This is a genomic window from Pelagibius sp., from assembly GCF_965227505.1.
Lineage (GTDB): Bacteria > Pseudomonadota > Alphaproteobacteria > Kiloniellales > Kiloniellaceae > Pelagibius.
In genome coordinates, this window is the sequence record NZ_OZ245757.1 from 3849022 (window position 1) to 3864437 (window position 15416).

At 67.7% G+C, this 15416-nt stretch carries 16 protein-coding genes; 9 read left to right on the forward strand and 7 right to left on the reverse strand.

The window, feature by feature from the left end; genetic code table 11:
* Positions 1 to 132: 132 nt before the first annotated feature.
* The 4 genes from ACO06P_RS18065 to ACO06P_RS18080 form a co-directional block, all read right to left on the reverse strand.
* Positions 133 to 825 carry a glutathione S-transferase family protein gene (locus ACO06P_RS18065; protein WP_420346613.1) on the reverse strand — a complete coding sequence of 231 codons (693 nt, stop codon included), beginning with the start codon at positions 823 to 825 and terminating at the stop codon, positions 133 to 135.
* Entirely contained in the window at positions 822 to 2036 is a 1215-nt protein-coding gene (locus tag ACO06P_RS18070; RefSeq protein WP_420346614.1) for a CaiB/BaiF CoA transferase family protein, read from the reverse strand. Before ACO06P_RS18070 ends, ACO06P_RS18065 begins: the two co-directional genes overlap by 4 nt.
* Before the next feature lie 105 nt (positions 2037 to 2141).
* Positions 2142 to 2912, reverse strand: coding sequence for an SDR family oxidoreductase (locus ACO06P_RS18075; protein ID WP_420346615.1), 771 nt, complete (start codon positions 2910 to 2912; stop codon positions 2142 to 2144).
* Between the two features lie 99 nt (positions 2913 to 3011).
* Complete coding sequence (locus ACO06P_RS18080) at positions 3012 to 3419, reverse strand: GFA family protein (RefSeq protein ID WP_420346616.1); 408 nt, start codon at positions 3417 to 3419, stop codon at positions 3012 to 3014.
* Positions 3420 to 3572: 153 nt separating this feature from the next.
* On the opposite strand from ACO06P_RS18080, the gene ACO06P_RS18085 reads away from it, so the two are divergent.
* Together ACO06P_RS18085 and ACO06P_RS18090 are read left to right on the forward strand one after the other, a co-directional pair.
* On the forward strand, positions 3573 to 4604 hold the full coding sequence (locus tag ACO06P_RS18085) for an L-idonate 5-dehydrogenase (protein ID WP_420346617.1): 1032 nt from the start codon (positions 3573 to 3575) through the stop codon (positions 4602 to 4604).
* A 36-nt stretch (positions 4605 to 4640) separates the two neighbouring features.
* Complete coding sequence (locus ACO06P_RS18090) at positions 4641 to 5243, forward strand: hypothetical protein (RefSeq protein ID WP_420346618.1); 603 nt, start codon at positions 4641 to 4643, stop codon at positions 5241 to 5243.
* A gap of 10 nt (positions 5244 to 5253) precedes the next feature.
* Here the strand turns inward: ACO06P_RS18090 and ACO06P_RS18095 are convergent, their stop codons facing one another.
* Positions 5254 to 5997, reverse strand: coding sequence for an SDR family NAD(P)-dependent oxidoreductase (locus ACO06P_RS18095; RefSeq protein ID WP_420346619.1), 744 nt, complete (start codon positions 5995 to 5997; stop codon positions 5254 to 5256).
* Between the two features lie 133 nt (positions 5998 to 6130).
* Here ACO06P_RS18095 and ACO06P_RS18100 point away from each other — a divergent pair, with 133 nt between their 5' ends.
* From ACO06P_RS18100 to ACO06P_RS18120, 5 genes are all read left to right on the forward strand, one after another.
* Positions 6131 to 7102 carry a bifunctional methionine sulfoxide reductase B/A protein gene (locus tag ACO06P_RS18100; protein ID WP_420346620.1) on the forward strand — a complete coding sequence of 324 codons (972 nt, stop codon included), beginning with the start codon at positions 6131 to 6133 and terminating at the stop codon, positions 7100 to 7102.
* Between the two features lie 62 nt (positions 7103 to 7164).
* Positions 7165 to 7776, forward strand: a complete 612-nt coding sequence (locus tag ACO06P_RS18105) for a pyridoxamine 5'-phosphate oxidase family protein (RefSeq protein ID WP_420346621.1) — start codon at positions 7165 to 7167, stop codon at positions 7774 to 7776.
* Positions 7777 to 7858: 82 nt separating this feature from the next.
* Positions 7859 to 9166 carry a histidinol dehydrogenase gene (gene hisD, locus ACO06P_RS18110; protein WP_420346622.1) on the forward strand — a complete coding sequence of 436 codons (1308 nt, stop codon included), beginning with the start codon at positions 7859 to 7861 and terminating at the stop codon, positions 9164 to 9166.
* Entirely contained in the window at positions 9163 to 9948 is a 786-nt protein-coding gene (locus ACO06P_RS18115; protein ID WP_420346623.1) for an SDR family NAD(P)-dependent oxidoreductase, read from the forward strand. Before hisD ends, ACO06P_RS18115 begins: the two co-directional genes overlap by 4 nt.
* A 7-nt stretch (positions 9949 to 9955) precedes the next feature.
* The gene (locus ACO06P_RS18120) at positions 9956 to 10942 is read left to right on the forward strand and encodes an alcohol dehydrogenase catalytic domain-containing protein (RefSeq protein WP_420346624.1); all 987 of its coding nucleotides are present in this window, start codon (positions 9956 to 9958) and stop codon (positions 10940 to 10942) included.
* Here the strand turns inward: ACO06P_RS18120 and ACO06P_RS18125 are convergent.
* Positions 10939 to 12522 (reverse strand): trimethylamine methyltransferase family protein, encoded by a 1584-nt coding sequence (locus ACO06P_RS18125; RefSeq protein ID WP_420346625.1) that lies wholly within the window; start codon positions 12520 to 12522, stop codon positions 10939 to 10941. The two genes, ACO06P_RS18120 and ACO06P_RS18125, sit on opposite strands and share 4 nt — an antisense overlap.
* A 131-nt stretch (positions 12523 to 12653) precedes the next feature.
* A complete protein-coding gene (locus ACO06P_RS18130; protein ID WP_420346626.1) occupies positions 12654 to 13661 on the reverse strand; it encodes a ketopantoate reductase family protein in 1008 nt (335 codons plus the stop codon).
* A 231-nt stretch (positions 13662 to 13892) separates the two neighbouring features.
* On the opposite strand from ACO06P_RS18130, the gene ACO06P_RS18135 reads away from it, so the two are divergent.
* Positions 13893 to 14570, forward strand: coding sequence for a hypothetical protein (locus tag ACO06P_RS18135; RefSeq protein WP_421938140.1), 678 nt, complete (start codon positions 13893 to 13895; stop codon positions 14568 to 14570).
* A 105-nt stretch (positions 14571 to 14675) separates the two neighbouring features.
* Positions 14676 to 15404, forward strand: coding sequence for a hypothetical protein (locus ACO06P_RS18140; RefSeq protein WP_420346628.1), 729 nt, complete (start codon positions 14676 to 14678; stop codon positions 15402 to 15404).
* Positions 15405 to 15416 lie beyond the last annotated feature (12 nt).

Genomic DNA, 15416 nt, shown 5'->3' on the forward strand with positions numbered 1-15416 from the left:
AGGCGGCGAATGGATACGCTCGCGCACTCTGGCCTCCCTCTGCGACGCCCGGATGAAGAATTCATGTCAGAATTATTGCATTGTCCACAGGCGTCATCGCTCGGGCGACCCTGCGCTCCGGTGGCACAGACTTCAGCGCTTCAGGTGCGCGGCCGTCTGATTGAACAGCAGGCTGTTGTTGGAGGCGTTCTGCAGACCGCGGTTCTGCTTGTCCTTGTGCAGGTCGATGGCGCGTCGCACCGCCGGGCGCTGCTTGATCCGTCCGCGCCAGTCGGCGATGCGCGGGAAGTCATCGAGGGCGGCGCCCAGCGGCTTGGCGATGAAGGCCCAGGGAAAAGCCATCATGTCGGCAATGGAATAGGTATCGAGGATGAAGTCCCGGCCTTCGAGCCGGCGCTCCAGGACCGCCAGGTTGCGCTCGTATTCCCCCAGGTAGCGTTTGAAGCCGTAGTCCTCGCCATCGGGCGCGTAGTTCTTGAAGTGGCTGAGCTGCCCGGCCATGGGGCCCTGGTTGGCGCTCTGCCAGAACAGCCACTCCAGGGTCTCCTTGCGCCCCAGCGGGTCCGTGGGCATGAAGCGGCCGGTCTTCTCAGCCAGATAGAACAGGATCGCCCCGCTTTCGAAGACCGAAACCGGGTCGCCGACGACGCCGTGATCGACGATGGCGGGCATCTTGGCATTGGGGCTGATGGCCAGGTAGTCGGGCTTGAACTGGTCGCCCTCGGCCAGCTTCAGCAGATGGGTGCGGTACTCCAGGCTGCACTCCTCCAGCATGATGGCGGCCTTCCACCCGTTCGGTGTGGGCGCGTAGTAGAGCTCGATCATGCCGCGTCCTCATCTGCCGTGGCGCTTTCGAAGGCCGCACCACCGGAGAGCATGGTGTCGATCTCGTTGGCCGAGAATCCGGCCTCGGACAGGATAGCCCGGGTATGGGCGCCAAGGGCCGGGGCGCCGCTGCGCTGGGCCGCCGGGGTGTCGGAGAAGACCGCGGGGTTGCGCGCCTGGCGCAGGCGCCCGGCCTGGGGGTGGTCGTGTTCCACGACAATGCCGTTGGCCTCCACCTGCGGATGGCGGATCGCCTCGCGCCGGGTCAACACCGGGGCGCAGGGCACGCCCGCCGCTTCCAGGCGTTCGATCCACTCCGCTGTGGTGCGTTCGCGCAGCACCGATTGCGTCAGCTCCAGGCGTGCGTTCTTGTGAGCATCGAGCCCTTCGGAGTTCTGGAAGCGCGGGTCCTCGATCCATTCCGGCCGCTCCGCCGCCCGGGCCAGGGCGACCCATTCCTTGTGGCGCATCACCGCGACGCTGATGAAGCCGTCCCGGGTTTCGTAGATCAGGTCGATCCAGCTCTGCGCGACTTCCTTTTCCATCTCGTTGCCGACAAAGGTATGGCCGCCCATGTCGGAGCCCCAGAGGAAGGCCAGCATCGTGTCCAGCATGGAAAGCTGGATGTGCTGTCCTTCGCCGGTCCGGCTTCTGGCCAACAGGGCGGCGCAGACCGCCTGGGCCAGGGTGAAGCCGGTCAGCTTGTCGGGCAGGATCGTGCGCACGAGCTTGGGGCGCTCCGCGTCGGAGCCGGCCTGCACGGTGGTCAGGCCGGAAAGCGACTGGATCAGCGGGTCGAAGACCGGCTTCTGGGCGAAGGGCCCCTCGAAGCCGAAGCCGCTGATGGAGGCATAGACCAGCCCGGGGTTGATCGTCCGCAGGGTCTCGTAGCCCAGCCCCAGGCGCTCGATCACCCCGGGGCGGAAGTTCTGCGCGAAGACGTCGGCGTCGCGGACCAGCCGCTTCACCGCCTCCAGGCCCTCGGGCGTCTTCAGGTCGAGCGCGATGGAGCGCTTGTTGCGGTTGTTGTTGAGAAAGGAGGCGGAAAAGCCGTTGCGCCGGGTCGCCACCTGGCGCGTGTGGTCGCCGCCGTTGGGCGCTTCCACCTTGATCACGTCGGCGCCCTGGTCGGCCAGGATCATGGTGCCGAGCGGCCCGGAGACCATGTTGGTCAGGTCGATCACTCTGAAGCCGTCGAGCGGTCCGGGCATGGCGGTGCTCCTTATTATTGTGCGGGTGCGTGGCCCTGCGGGACTGCAAGGATAGCGCGCGGCGGCTCTGGCCGCCACGTCGGACGCGGGACGGCAAGCAGGGGGCTAGAGGGACGCCGTGATGCCGCCGTCGACGTAGAGGATGTGGCCGTTGACGAAGCTTGCGGAGTCGCCACAGAGGAAGATGGCAGCGCCGACAAGTTCCTCCACCTTGCCCCAGCGCCCGGCCGGCGTACGCTTGGCGAGCCAGGCGCTGAAGTCGGCGTCGGCCACCAGGGCGGCGTTCAACTCGGTCTCGAAGTAACCGGGCGCCAGGCCGTTGACCTGCAGGCCGTGCCTGGCCCAGTCGGTGGCCATGCCCTTGGTGAGGTTGGCGACGGCCCCCTTGGAGGCGGTGTAGGGCGCGATGCCCGGGCGGGCCAGGGCCGACTGCACAGAGCAGATGTTCACGATGCGCCCGCGCCCGCGGGCGATCATATGCCGCGCGACGGCCTGGCCGACGTTGAACACCGTGGTGACGTTGGTCTGCATCAGGCGTTCGAAGTCCGCCGGGTCGAAGTCCTCCAGCGGCGTGCGGTGCTGCATGCCGGCATTGTTGATCAGGATGTCGAGGGCGCCGGTCTCCGCCTCGAAGCCGTCGACGGCGGCCTTGACCGCCGCGTGGTCGGTGGCATCGAAGGGCAGGGTGTGGACCCCGGCGCCTTCGCCCTGCAGCGTCGACGCTGCTTCCGCCAGGCGCCCGCTGTCGCGCCCGTTCAGCACCACCTCAGCGCCTGCGCCGGCCAGACCGCGCGCCAACGCGTAGCCGATGCCGCGGCTGGAGCCGGTGATGAGGGCGCGCTTGCCGCTCAGGTCGAAGAGGTCGAGGCAAGGCATGGCTTGGTCCTTGGCGAGGCGGGAATCGGAGGCGGTCCGCCTTTGTCGGACATGGGGAAGCGGGCGTCAACGCCGCAGCGGCGAAGGACCGGACGGCGGCTAGTCGGGATCTTTCTCGTAGGTCGTCGTGCCCGGCGGGAGTTGAACCCAGGGATGCCGGCGGCAGTCGTAGACGGACTCCTGGGGCGGCGGAAAGGCCGGGTCGGCGAAGGCGCCCACCGCCACGGCGACGCCGCTGTCCTCGCAGCCCTCTTCGGTGTGGAAGAGGGTCGTCCCGCAGACCGGACAGAAGCGGAACCGGAAGCGGGCACCCTGATCGCCGGTGCGGACGTATTCGGTCGCCTTGCCGAAGACCTTGTAGGGCGGCGGGAAAGCGGCCAGCGCGGCGAAGACGCTGCCGGTCCGGCGTTGGCAGGCAAAGCAGTGGCACAGGCCGACGGCGCCGGGTTCTCCCCGGACCTCGACGCGGAGCTGGCCACAGCAGCAGGCGGCGGTTCGAGACTGCATGGGAACCCTCCGTGGATGGTGGTTCGCTTACGCGCCGGTCATTGACGATGAAGGGAGCCAGGGCGTCAAGGCCGCCGGCTCAGAGCGCAGCCTTGCAAGACCTTCCGTGCTCGGGCAGTCTTTTTGTTTCATACCGACTTCGGGACATCTTCCATGCGTGCACTCGTTATCCATGCGCCCAAAGATCTGCGCAGCGAAGACTGGCCAATCGAGGCCCCCGGCGCCGGCCAGGTGCTGATCCACATGGAAGCCGGCGGGGTCTGCGGCTCCGACCTGCACTACTACAATCACGGCGGTTTCGGCCCGGTGCGCCTGAAAGAGCCGATGGTGCTGGGCCACGAGGTCTCGGGGCGGGTTGCCGCGCTGGGCGAGAACGTTGAGGGGCTGGCGGAAGGCGACCTCGTCGCGATCAATCCCTCGCGGCCCTGCGGCCACTGCGCTTACTGTCTGGAAGGCGCCCCCAACCACTGCCTGAACATGCGCTTCTACGGCTCGGCCATGCCCTTTCCCCACATTCAGGGCGCCTTCCGCCAGGCCCTGGTTGTGGATGCCGGCCAGTGCGTGAAGGCCGGCGGCCTCAGCCCCGGCGAGGCCGCCATGGCGGAGCCGCTCTCGGTGGCGCTGCATGCGACGCGCCGGGCCGGCGACCTTTTCGGCAAGCGGGTCCTGGTCACCGGCTGCGGACCCATCGGCGTGCTGGCGGTTCTGAGCGCCCGGCGCGCCGGCGCCGCGGAGATCGTCGCCACCGACCTGGAGGACAAGGCGCTGTCCTTTGCCGCCGGGGCCGGCGCCGACCGCACCATCAACGTCGCCAAGGACCCCGATGCGCTCGGCGCCTATGCCGCCGGCAAGGGGTATTTCGACGTGCTCTACGAGGCGACCGGCGCCGAACCGGCGCTGGTCTCCGCCCTTGCGGCGATGCGGCCGCGCGGCGTCGTCGTGCAGCTCGGCATGGGTGGCGAGATGACCCTGCCGATGCTGCAGATCACGGCGAAGGAACTGGATCTGCGCGGCTCCTTCCGCTTTCACGAGGAATTTCCCCTGGCGGTCGAACTGATGGCCAAGGGGTTGATCGACGTGAAGCCGCTCATCAGCCACACCATTGGTTTCGACGAGGCCATCAGGGCCTTCGAGATCGCGGGCGACCGCTCCCAGGTGATGAAGGCGCAGATCGCGTTCAACTGACACCGCGTCCCCCTCACAGCCGCCGCGAGGACCCCGATGACTGAAATCCCTGCTTTGCGCATGGTCCCCCGGGGCCTGCTGTCCGCCGTCCTCGCCGCCGTGTTCTGCGTTGCCGTGGTTTTCATGCCGGAGACGGCGCCACGGGCCGCGGACCTGGGGAAGCCTGCCGGGCCCGTCGTGCTGACCGTCGCCGGCGACATCGGGGCGGCCAACCGGCCGGCCTTCGACGACGCCACCGATTCCTTCCTGAACTACCACGAGAAGACCTTCCAGTCGGCCGCCGAGTTCGACCGCGCCATGCTGGAATCCCTGGGTATGCAACAGGTGGAGATCGCCTACGAAGGCTGGGCCCAGCCCTCGACCTTCGAGGGGCCCTGGCTGAAGGATGTGCTCGCCGCTGCCGGGGCGGCCGGCAAGAATGTCACGGTGGTCGCCCTGGACGGCTTCGGTGCCGAGATCCCGGCTGCCGACATCCAGGCGCTCGACTGGGTGGTCGGCCTGAAGCGCGACGGGCGCTACCTGGGGCTGGGGCAGCGGGGGCCGATTTGGCTGGTCTACAGCCGCCCCGACGGCGCGGTGCTGACCGCGGAGGACGAGCAGCGTTGGCCCTGGGCGGCCTTCTACATCGAGGTCGAATAGGATCGGTTGCTTAAGCCGGGATTTCCCGGCCGTCCCAGGCGAAGACCTTGCCGCTGTCTTCGGGGGTCAGCCCATCGACCACCGTCAGCAGATGGCCCGTCGCCGTTGCGGGTGAGAACAGCTTCTCCGGGGCGACGCCGCGCTGGAACGGCTGCGACAGCCTGCTGTCGACCGTCCCGGGGTGCAACCCGACGCAGACCGTCTGCTTGCGGTTGCGCGCCGTTTCGATGGCCAGGCAGCGGATCGTCATGTTGAGCGCGGCCTTGGCCGCCCGGTAGCCGTACCAGCCGCCCAGTCGGTTGTCGCCGATGCTGCCCACGCGCGCGGAGAGCGCCGCGAAGACCGCTTTGCGCTCGCGCTCCAGCAGCGGCAGGAAGTGCTTGGCGACCAGGGCGGGGCCGATGCTGTTGACCTGGAAGCTGCGCGTCAGAGCCGCAGCCTCCAGGTGGCGGAAGCTCTTCTCCGGCTGCAGCGCCCCGCCGTCATGGAGCAGGCCGCTGGCGACGATCACCAGGCCCAGCGGACCACCGGCGGCCAGCCCCTCGGCGGCCGCCGCGATGGAGGCTTCGTCGTCGGTGTCCAGATGCCCGGGGATCAGCTTCCCGTCGGCGGGAACCGGGCTGCGGGATAAGGCGAAAACCGCTTCAACCGCCGGGTTCGCGGCAAGCCGGGCTGCCAGAGCCCCGCCTATGCCGCCGGAGGCACCGATCACGGCCGCCCGCAGAGGCTGGCCGAAACTGGAGAGGCCGCTCACAGCTGTGTGAGCCCGAGCGTGCGGGGAAAGGGTGGTCTTGGGAACATGCCCCTGAGAACTATATTATAAGCCTTGAAAGAAAAGGAGGGGCCGGCCCTCCGCGAGGAAAACGCCCTAAAACTGGGAGAGCCTGATGAGCGAAGGCTACAGGAAAACAGAAGAGGCGGTGAAGAGCCTCAGTGACGAGCAGTATGCTGTGACCCAGCAGGACGCGACCGAACGCCCCTTCCAGAACGCCTATTGGGACAACAAGGCGCCGGGACTTTACGTCGACGTGGTTTCCGGCGAGCCGCTGTTCGCCTCCAGCGACAAATACGATTCCGGCAGCGGCTGGCCGAGCTTCGTGCGCCCGGTGGAACCGGATCACGTGGTCGAACGCAGCGACGCCAGCCATGGGATGATCCGTACCGAGGTCCGCTCCAGGCATGGCGACAGCCACCTGGGCCATGTCTTCCCCGACGGCCCGGCGCCGACCGGCCTGCGCTACTGCATCAATTCCGCGGCTCTCCGCTTCGTGCCCCTGGCCGAACTCGAGGCGGCCGGATACGGCGCCTACCGGGATCTGGTCGATCCGCCCGCGAAGGAGACGGGCGAGGCCCGGGCGGTTTTCGCCGGCGGCTGCTTCTGGGGCATGCAGGACCTCTTCCGCAAGCTGCCGGGTGTGACCTCGACGCGCGTCGGCTATACCGGTGGCGATCTGGACAACCCGGAGTACCGAGACGTCAAGACGGGCTCGACCGGCCATGCGGAAGCCCTGGAGATCGTCTACGACCCGGCCCGGGTGGGCTACGAGGATCTTCTGGCCTTTTTCTTCCAGATCCACGATCCGACCACGATGAACCGCCAGGGCAACGATATCGGCAGCCAATACCGCTCGGCGATCTTCGTGGCCGATCAGGCGGAGGCGGATGCGGCCGCACGGGTCATCGACGCGGTCAATGCCTCCGGTCTCTGGCCCGGCCCGGTGGTGACCGAGGTTGTGCCGGCCCGCCCCTTCTACGAAGCGGAGCCGGAGCACCAGGATTACCTGGAACGCTATCCGCACGGCTACACCTGCCACTTCATCAGGCCCAACTGGCGTCTGCCGCGAACCGAAGTGGCCTGAGGCTGGCTGCCGCAACGGACGGGTGCTAGGGTCTCTCGCCGCAAGCAGCGAGGGGCCCTGCCATGTCGATCATCCGGACCATCGAGGAACTGGAACGCCATTACGACGTTCCCAATGAGAACTCCACGGTCAAGGAAGTCGACTTCATAACGCCGGAGTATCGGCGAATCATCGAGGTCTCGCCCTTTGCCGCCCTGGCGACGGCGGGCCCGGAGGGCCTGGACTGCTCGCCGCGTGGCGATAAGGCCGGCTTCGTGCGCATCCACGACGACCGCACCCTCATGCTGCCGGACCGGCGCGGCAACAACCGCATCGATTCTCTGCGCAACATCGTCCGCGACCCGCGCGTTGCCCTGCTCTTTCTGGTTCCGGGGGCGGGCAACACCCTGCGGGTCAACGGCCGCGCCCACCTCAGCGTCGATCCCGATCTTTTGGAATCCTTCGCGGTCCAGGACAAGGCGCCGCGCTCGGTCATGGTGATGACGGTGGAGGCGATCTATTTCCAGTGCGCCCGTGCCATCGTGCGCTCCGACCTCTGGAACCCGGATAAGCACGTCGACCGCCGCAGCCTGCCCACACCGGGCGAGATCCTCGCCGCCCTCAGCGACGAGCGGATCGGCGGCAAGGCCTACGACGACGCCTGGGAGGCACGGGCCCAGAAGACCCTGTGGTAGAAGACCCGTGGTAGAAGACCCTCCGGCAGCGCCCTGTGCTAGGCTGTGACCCTCGAAACGACCCAAGCGAAAGCCGCGAACCATGGCCACCGAATACCTGAAGAAAGCCGACAAGACCGCCGCCACAGGCGAACAGGATGTGCGCCAGACGGTCCAGCAGATCCTGGACGACATCGAGGTGGGTGGCGAGGCCAGGGCGCGCGACTATGCCGCCAAGTTCGACCGCTGGGAGGGCGACATCCTGGTCTCGCCGGAGGCCAGGGCCGCGGCGGCGGAGAAGGTGCCACAGAAGCTGAAGGACGATATCCGCTTCGCCCATGATCAGGTGCGCCGCTTCGCCGAGGCGCAGCTTGCGGCCCTGCCGGACACCGAGGTGGAACTGCAGCCTGGTCTGATTGCCGGCCACCGCAACATTCCCATGGCCGCGGCCGGCTGCTACGTGCCCGGTGGCCGCTATGCCCATGTAGCCTCCGCCATCATGTCGGTCACCACCGCCAAGACCGCGGGCGTTGAACATGTCATCGCCTGCTCGCCGCCAAAGCCCGGCGAGGGTGTGAACCCGGCCATCCTCTACACCCTCGACCTCTGTGGCGCCGACTCGGTGCTGGCGCTGGGCGGGGTGCAGGGCGTTGCGTCCATGGCTTTCGGCCTCTTCACCGGCCACAAGGCGGACATCCTGGTGGGCCCCGGCAACCAGTTCGTCGCCGAGGCCAAGCGCATTCTCTATGGCCGGGTCGGGATCGATATGTTCGCCGGCCCGACCGAGGTTCTGGTCATCGCCGACGGCACGGCGGATCCGGAGATCGTTGCCTGGGATCTCGTCGGTCAGGCCGAACATGGCTACAACTCCCCCGCCTGGCTGATCGCCCTCGACCGTGGCCTCGCCGCGGAAGTGGAGCGCCTGGTGCCCGGCATGATCGCGGAACTGCCCGATCTCAACCGCACCAATGCGGAGGCGGCCTGGCGCGACTATGGCGAGATTGCCGTCGTCGAAAGCCGCGACGAGGCAGCCGAACTGTCGGATGCCTATGCCGCCGAGCACCTGGAGGTGCACTGCAGCGATCTCGACTGGTGGCTGGGGCGGCTGCGCAACTACGGTTCGCTCTTCCTGGGCGAGGAGACGACGGTGGCTTTCGGCGATAAGACCTCCGGCCCCAACCACATTCTGCCGACCAAGGGGGCGGCGCGTTACACGGGCGGTCTTTCGGTCGGCAAGTTCCTGAAGTCGGTCACCTGGCAGCGGATGAACCGCGCGTCGACCCGCGACATCGCCCAGGTGACGGCGCGAATCTCCCGCCTCGAGGGCATGGAGGGCCATGCCAAGACCGCAGATATCCGCCTTGCCAAGTGGTTCCCGGACGAGGACTTTGATCTGGCGGCGGCCGGGTGAACCCCGGGCGCGATGTGACCATGCAGGAGTTCTTCGATCTTTCCGGGCGCGTCGCCTGCGTGACCGGCGCCAGTGCCGGGCTGGGGCGGGGCCTGGCGACGGCCCTGGCGCAGGCCGGGGCCATGGTGGTCGGGGTGGCCCGCCGCGAACCCGAACTCATGGCCTGGGCGGAGGAGGTGCGCAGTGCCGGCGGGCGGGCGGAGGCCTGTCAGGCCGACGTCGCAGACCTTGAGGCGCTGCCGCAGCTGGCTCGGCAGATCACAGCGCTGGCCGGCGCGCCCGACATCCTGGTCAATGCCGCCGGGCTCAACCCGCGCCAGTCCGCCGACGCCGTCACGCCGGAGGCCTGGCGGCAGACCCTGGATCTGAACCTCTCGGCGCCCTTCTTCCTCGCCCAGGCCCTGGTGCCGGCAATGCGCGAGAAGGGCTGGGGACGCGTCATCAACATCGCCTCGCTCCAGTCGGCGCGCGCCTTCGCCAAGGGGGTCGCCTACGGTGCCTCCAAGGGCGGTATCGCCCAGGTCACGCGCGCCATGGCCGAAGCCTGGTCGCCCGACGGCATCACCTGCAATGCCCTGGCGCCGGGCTTTTTCCCAACCGATTTGACAGCGGCGGTCTTCGACGATCCGGCGCTGGTCGAGCGCTTGGCGGCGCAGACCTGCATCGGGCGCAACGGCCGGCCGGAAGACCTTTTCGGCCCGGCGATCTTCCTCGCCTCCCCGGCTTCGGATTACGTTACGGGGCAGGTCCTGTTCGTCGACGGCGGTTTCACCGCAAAGTGAGGGTCCTATGAAGGCACTGGTCTATACCGCCACCAAGGAGACCGCCTACCGCGACGAGGCGGAGCCGCAGCGCGGCCCCGGCGAGGCCCTGGTGGGCATAGAGGCGGTCGGCATCTGCGGGTCCGACATGCATGCCTGGCACGGCCACGACCCCCGCCGCGTGCCGCCGCTGATCCTGGGACACGAGGCCTGCGGCACGGTGTTGGAGGGGGCGAGCCCGGGCCAGCGGGTGGTGCTCAACCCCCTGGTGAGCTGCGGCATCTGCAGGTTCTGTACGGAGGGGCGGACCAATCTCTGCCCCGACCGCGACCTCATCGGCATGCGCCGGCCCGGTGCCTTCGGCGAGCGCATCACGATCCCCGAGCGCAACCTGATCGCGGTGCCGGAGGGGATGGATCCGGCCAAGGCGGCCCTGACCGAACCCTGCGCCACCGCCTGGCACGCCCTGGCGCTGGCGGCGCGCGCGGCCTGGCGGCCGGTGGCGGAATCGCATGCTTTGGTGATCGGCGGCGGTTCCGTGGGCCTCTTGGGCGGCTTGATTCTCAAGGCCTGGGGGGCTGCCGAAGTGCGGCTTGCCGAGACCAATGCGCTGCGCCGCGGCACCGCGGCGGCGGCGGGACTCGACGTCTTCGATCCGCTGCAGTCTTCTGCAGGGGACGGCCGCTACGACCTGGTCTTCGATGCCGTCGGCAGCACCGGCACGCGCGCCGCTGCCATCGCGGCGGCGGCGCCCGGCGGTGTGATCGCCCATGTCGGCCTGCAGGAGTCGGCGGGCGCCTTCGATGCCCGCACCCTGACCCTCTCGGAGATTACTTTCGTCGGGGTCTATACCTATACGGAGGTGGACCTGCGCGCCTCCCTGGCGGCGCTCCACGACGGGCGTCTCGGCGCCTTGGAGTGGATCGAGCAAAGGCCTTTGGCCGAGGGTGGCCGCGCCTTCGAGGACTTGGACGCCGGCCGCACCGCCGCCGCAAAGGTCGTCTTAATGCCCTAGGATTCCGGCGGCGCGCCGCCTTCGCGGGTGCGCCGGGCGATGAAATCGTGCATCGCCGCGCGGCGCGCCGTGTCCAGGGGCGGGGCCTCGAAATCCCGCAGGATCGCCTTCCACAGGCCGTTGGCCCGCTGGGTGGCGGTCTTGGCGCCGTCCTCGCTCCACTGGCCGAAGTTGCGCCAGTCGGAGACCAGCGGCGCATAGAAGGCCGACTGGTAGCGCTGCATGGTGTGCTCTGCCGCGAAGAAGTGACCGCCCGGCGCCACCTCGGCGATGGCCTCGAAACCGATCTCCGCGTCCGAGGCATCCAGGGGCTGCAGAATCTCGGCGAAGATCTGCAGCATCTCCACATCCAGGATGAACTTCTCCATCGAGGCGGTGAGGCCGCCTTCCAGCCAGCCAGCCGCGTGCAGCAGCAGGTTGACTCCGCCCAGCACCGAGCCCCAGGCCGACATCAGGAACTCGTAGACCGCCTGCTCGTCCGGCGCGTTGGAGGCCGTGGCCGCAGAGCCGCGCCAGGGCAGGCCGATGTGGCGCGCCAGTTGCCCGGCGCCGAAGGCGCCCTTGACGAACTCCGGCGTGCCGAAGGCAGGCGATCCGGACTTCATGTCGACGTTGGAGGTGAAGGAGCCGTAGACCACCGGCGCGCCCGGGCGCACAAGCTGGCTGAGAACGATACCGGCCAGGGCCTCCGCGTGCTGCAGGGTGAGCGCGCCGGCAATGGTGACCGGGGCCATGGCGCCGGAGAGTGTGAAGGGCGTAATCAGCGAGACCTGGCCGGCGGCGGCGAAGTCGATGATCCCCTGGCACATGGGAATGTCGAGCTGGCGCGGCGAGTTGGTGTTGATCACCGTGTAGCAGTAGGGGTGCCGGGCGAAGGCCTCTGCGTCCAGGCCGCGCGCCAGGCGCAGCAGTTCGAAGCAGTCGCGCACCTGGGGCGCCCCGCGGGAGAAGACGAAGATCGGCTTGTCGCTGAGACTGAGCTGGCTCTCGGTGACCTGCAGATGGCGCAGGTGCGTCGGAACATCGAGCGCTTCGACGTTGATCTGCTGTGTGTGGATGACGTCGAAGTGCTGGGAAAGCCGGATCATGTTGCGATGGTCTTCCAGGCTGCCGTCGCGCTTGCCCTGGTCGATGTCCGTTATGTGCGGCGGCCCGCCGACCGCGGCAAAGGCGATGTGATCGCCGCCCAGGGTGACGTCGCGCTCCGGCGTTGCGCCCTTCACGTCGAAGACTCCGGGGGCGCTGGCCAGGCACTGCGCAACGAGGCCACGGTCGAGGCGCACCATCAGGCTGCCTTCGTCGACCGCTGCCCCGCCGTTGCGGAAGAACGCACGGGCGCCGGGGTGCAGCACCTTGATGCCCAGGTCTTCCAGCACGCGCAGGGCGGCGTCGTGGATCGCCGCGAGGCGGTCCTCGGAGAACCCCGGCTGGCGCGCCAGCGGGTTGATCAGGCGTCGGTAGCGATGGCTGCGGCCCGCGCCGGTGTCACCACTGCCGGGTGCGCCCGGCCTTCGCCGCGCGCTTCGGCGCCTCTTCCGGCCGCCGTTCCCGCTCTTCGATCCTTCAACGGTCGCCGCCATCCCGGCAGGCTAGGGCGCAACGGCCTCCAGGGTCTATGCCATGCCCGACAGGGACGTCGTCTTCAGGCCAGTGTCCAAAGGCGCGCCAATCATGCCACGCCGGTCACGCCACACCGGTCACGCCACACCGGTCACGCCGCGCCGACGAGCTTCACCCCGGCCTGCTCCGCCGTCATGGTCTTGTTGAGCAGCATCACGCAGGCGTAGACCGCCTCGATCGCGGGGGCCGGCGTATCGGTCAGGCGGCCCATTTCCAGGATCGAGCCGATCAGAGCCTCGGTTTCCAGGGACCGGCCCGCCTCCACGTCCTGCAGCATCGAGGTCTTGTGGCGCCCCACGGACTCCGCACCGGCAATGCGCTTTTCGATCGTATGACGGAAGGTCACGCCAAGCTTTTCGCCGATGGCCTGGGCCTCTGCCATCATGGTTGCTGCCAGCGCACGGGTCTGGGCGAAGCGGCAGATATCCTCCAACGTTGCGTGGGTCAGCGCGGAGATGGGGTTGAACGAGAGGTTGCCCCAGGCTTTCAGCCAGATCTCGGAGCGGATGTCGTCAAGAACGCGGGAGCGGAAGCCGGCCTCGACCAGCAGGTCGTGCAGCCTTTGAACGCGCGCGCTCTCGCTGCCGTCCAGTTCCCCGACGGGAAAGCGGTCCCCCTCGACGTGGTGGATGACACCGGGTCCCGTTACAGCCGCCGCCGGATAGACCACGCAGCCGACGATGCGGTCGCCCGGAATGTGCCGGGCGAGAAGGCCCGTGGGGTCCAGGGTGTCCAGGCGCCGTCCGTCGAGCGCGCCGCCGAAGTTATGGAAGTACCACCAGGGCATGCCGTTCTGAACCGTGACGATCATGGTGCCGTCGTCCAGAAGTCCGTCGATGTCGCGAGCGATTTGGTCGAGGAAGTGGGCTTTCACCGCCAGGATCACGAGGTCCTGCTTGCCGACCTCCGCGGCGGAGGCGACGGCGCGCAGATCGGCCGTCAACGCCGAGCCGTCCTCCCAGATCAGCTTCAGCCCTTGTTTCTGGATCGCGGCCAGATGGGCGCCCTGGTCGACCACTGTCACTGCATTACCGGCAAGCGCCAGCTTCACCGCCATCAGGCCGCCGATCGCGCCGGCGCCGACCACACAGATTCTCATGCGCTTCTGCCTCCCTATTCCGTTCCGCCGGCCACCCGGTGTCTCTTCCGGCCGGTCTCTCCTTACCGGCACTATGAAACAGCGCGTACAGCTTCGTAAAGCGCCGCGAAAAGGTTTTCCGCATCGTGGAAACGGCACGGGAAGACCGCCCGCGGCGGGTGGCGCCAAAGCTGTGATAGGCTGCCCCTGGGTCGCAGAAACATCCGTACCGCAACGGGGGGCAAAGACAGCTTGCGTCGGGTCTTGGTGATTATCGCAGTGGCCATCGGGCTGGCGGCCTGTGCGGCGCGTCCGACGGCGCAGCATGCCTTGCTCGACGGGCGTTTGACGGTGCGCTTGCCGCAGGACTATGTATCTTCGGCGCCTGCCGCCGAGACCTTCATCCTCCGCGGTGCCCGCGCGGCCTTGGCCACCCGGAGGCCGAAGCCTCGTATCCCGTCGGGGCGTTCCGCCGCGTACTTGTTGGGCAAAGACGATATCCGGGCGCAAATCCACTTCGATCTTGTGGCGCTGATCGCCACGGACGGAGCGCAGGGCTGGGCCCGCGGGGAGACCGCCCTGCAGGTTGCGCGCGGCGCCTCCGAGCAGGAGATCCATGAAGCTCTCTGCAAAGCCTTCTCCGAACGCTGGGGCGGCCTGCGCTACACCTTTGCCAGCTTCGATGCAAAGCGGGGGATCGGGCGCTGCGTGAACATCATCGGGACCTTCACCGCGTTGTTCTCACGGCGCATCGGCGACACGCTGGTGATCGCCGATGCCAAGGATTTTGTGGAGGTAATGATCCTCGAACAGGAGGGCCCGCCCAAGGCGCTGTTCGATCTGAACGAGGAAGAGCGCTGGGAACTCTTTCAAGCGGCGGCCAATGCGGAGGCGGCCGAACGGGCGCTGCGCAGCGCGCGGCTGCGCTAAGCCCTGGTCACTATCCGACTGACAGCCTTGCCATACTCTCGACACAAGCACCGGTAGAATGGGCCGAAGCCACATTCGAAGAAGGGGAGCCGTGATGAGGTCGCAATGCTCCGGGGCCTGATCTACTTGCTGTCTCTTGGCGCGCTGGCCGCTTGTGTCACGCCGCCACCCGAAGAGGCCCACACGTTGCTGGACGGCCGCCTTGAGGTTGCCTTGCCGGAGGCCTACGAGCCATTCGCGTGGCCGCAGCGCAACCTGCGAACGCAATCCAGCACGTCTTCAGAATCCGAAGGGCCGGAAGACTTCATTCTGCGTGGTGGGGAGGGCGCGCTTGAGAAGAAGTTTCCGAACCATTCTTACGACCCGGCATTCCTCAGCCGCTTTCTCGGTGGCGGCGAGGACATTCAAGCGAACATCAGATTTGTTCTTGTCGAATTGAGCTTCGCTAACGATGCGCAGGAATGGACATCGAGTGAAAACACCTTAGGGATTCCGCGCAGTGCGACCGACCAGGATCTTCATGACCGTCTATGCGAAAGCTTCTCCGCGCAGTGGAGTGGCGACCGCTACACCGTTGCCCACTTCGATCCCGAATCCGGAATCGGAGGCTGCGTGAACATCATCGGCGCTTTCGCTGCGCAGTTCTCGCGGCGTATCGACGACAAACTGGTCATTGCCGGTGCAATGGATTTTGTCGAAGTCTTGATCTTCGAGAAGAGGGGTCCTGGGAAGGCGTTCTTTGGCATGACAGACGAAGAGAAGTGGGACGCTGTCAAGGCCGCCGCCAATGCGGAGGTGGCGGAACAGGCGCTTCGGAGCGCCCGGCTGCGCTGATCGGCTTCCAGT

Bases quoted from the DNA above. Each gene is read 5' to 3' on its own strand.
- ACO06P_RS18065 (WP_420346613.1), bottom strand. From the start codon at position 825: ATGATCGAGCTCTACTACGCGCCCACACCGAACGGGTGGAAGGCCGCC.
- ACO06P_RS18070 (WP_420346614.1), bottom strand. From the start codon at position 2,036: ATGCCCGGACCGCTCGACGGCTTCAGAGTGATCGACCTGACCAACATG.
- ACO06P_RS18075 (WP_420346615.1), bottom strand. From the start codon at position 2,912: ATGCCTTGCCTCGACCTCTTCGACCTGAGCGGCAAGCGCGCCCTCATC.
- ACO06P_RS18080 (WP_420346616.1), bottom strand. From the start codon at position 3,419: ATGCAGTCTCGAACCGCCGCCTGCTGCTGTGGCCAGCTCCGCGTCGAG.
- ACO06P_RS18085 (WP_420346617.1), top strand. From the start codon at position 3,573: ATGCGTGCACTCGTTATCCATGCGCCCAAAGATCTGCGCAGCGAAGAC.
- ACO06P_RS18090 (WP_420346618.1), top strand. From the start codon at position 4,641: ATGACTGAAATCCCTGCTTTGCGCATGGTCCCCCGGGGCCTGCTGTCC.
- ACO06P_RS18100 (WP_420346620.1), top strand. From the start codon at position 6,131: ATGAGCGAAGGCTACAGGAAAACAGAAGAGGCGGTGAAGAGCCTCAGT.
- ACO06P_RS18105 (WP_420346621.1), top strand. From the start codon at position 7,165: ATGTCGATCATCCGGACCATCGAGGAACTGGAACGCCATTACGACGTT.
- hisD (WP_420346622.1), top strand. From the start codon at position 7,859: ATGGCCACCGAATACCTGAAGAAAGCCGACAAGACCGCCGCCACAGGC.
- ACO06P_RS18120 (WP_420346624.1), top strand. From the start codon at position 9,956: ATGAAGGCACTGGTCTATACCGCCACCAAGGAGACCGCCTACCGCGAC.
- ACO06P_RS18125 (WP_420346625.1), bottom strand. From the start codon at position 12,522: ATGGCGGCGACCGTTGAAGGATCGAAGAGCGGGAACGGCGGCCGGAAG.
- ACO06P_RS18130 (WP_420346626.1), bottom strand. From the start codon at position 13,661: ATGAGAATCTGTGTGGTCGGCGCCGGCGCGATCGGCGGCCTGATGGCG.
- ACO06P_RS18140 (WP_420346628.1), top strand. From the start codon at position 14,676: ATGCTCCGGGGCCTGATCTACTTGCTGTCTCTTGGCGCGCTGGCCGCT.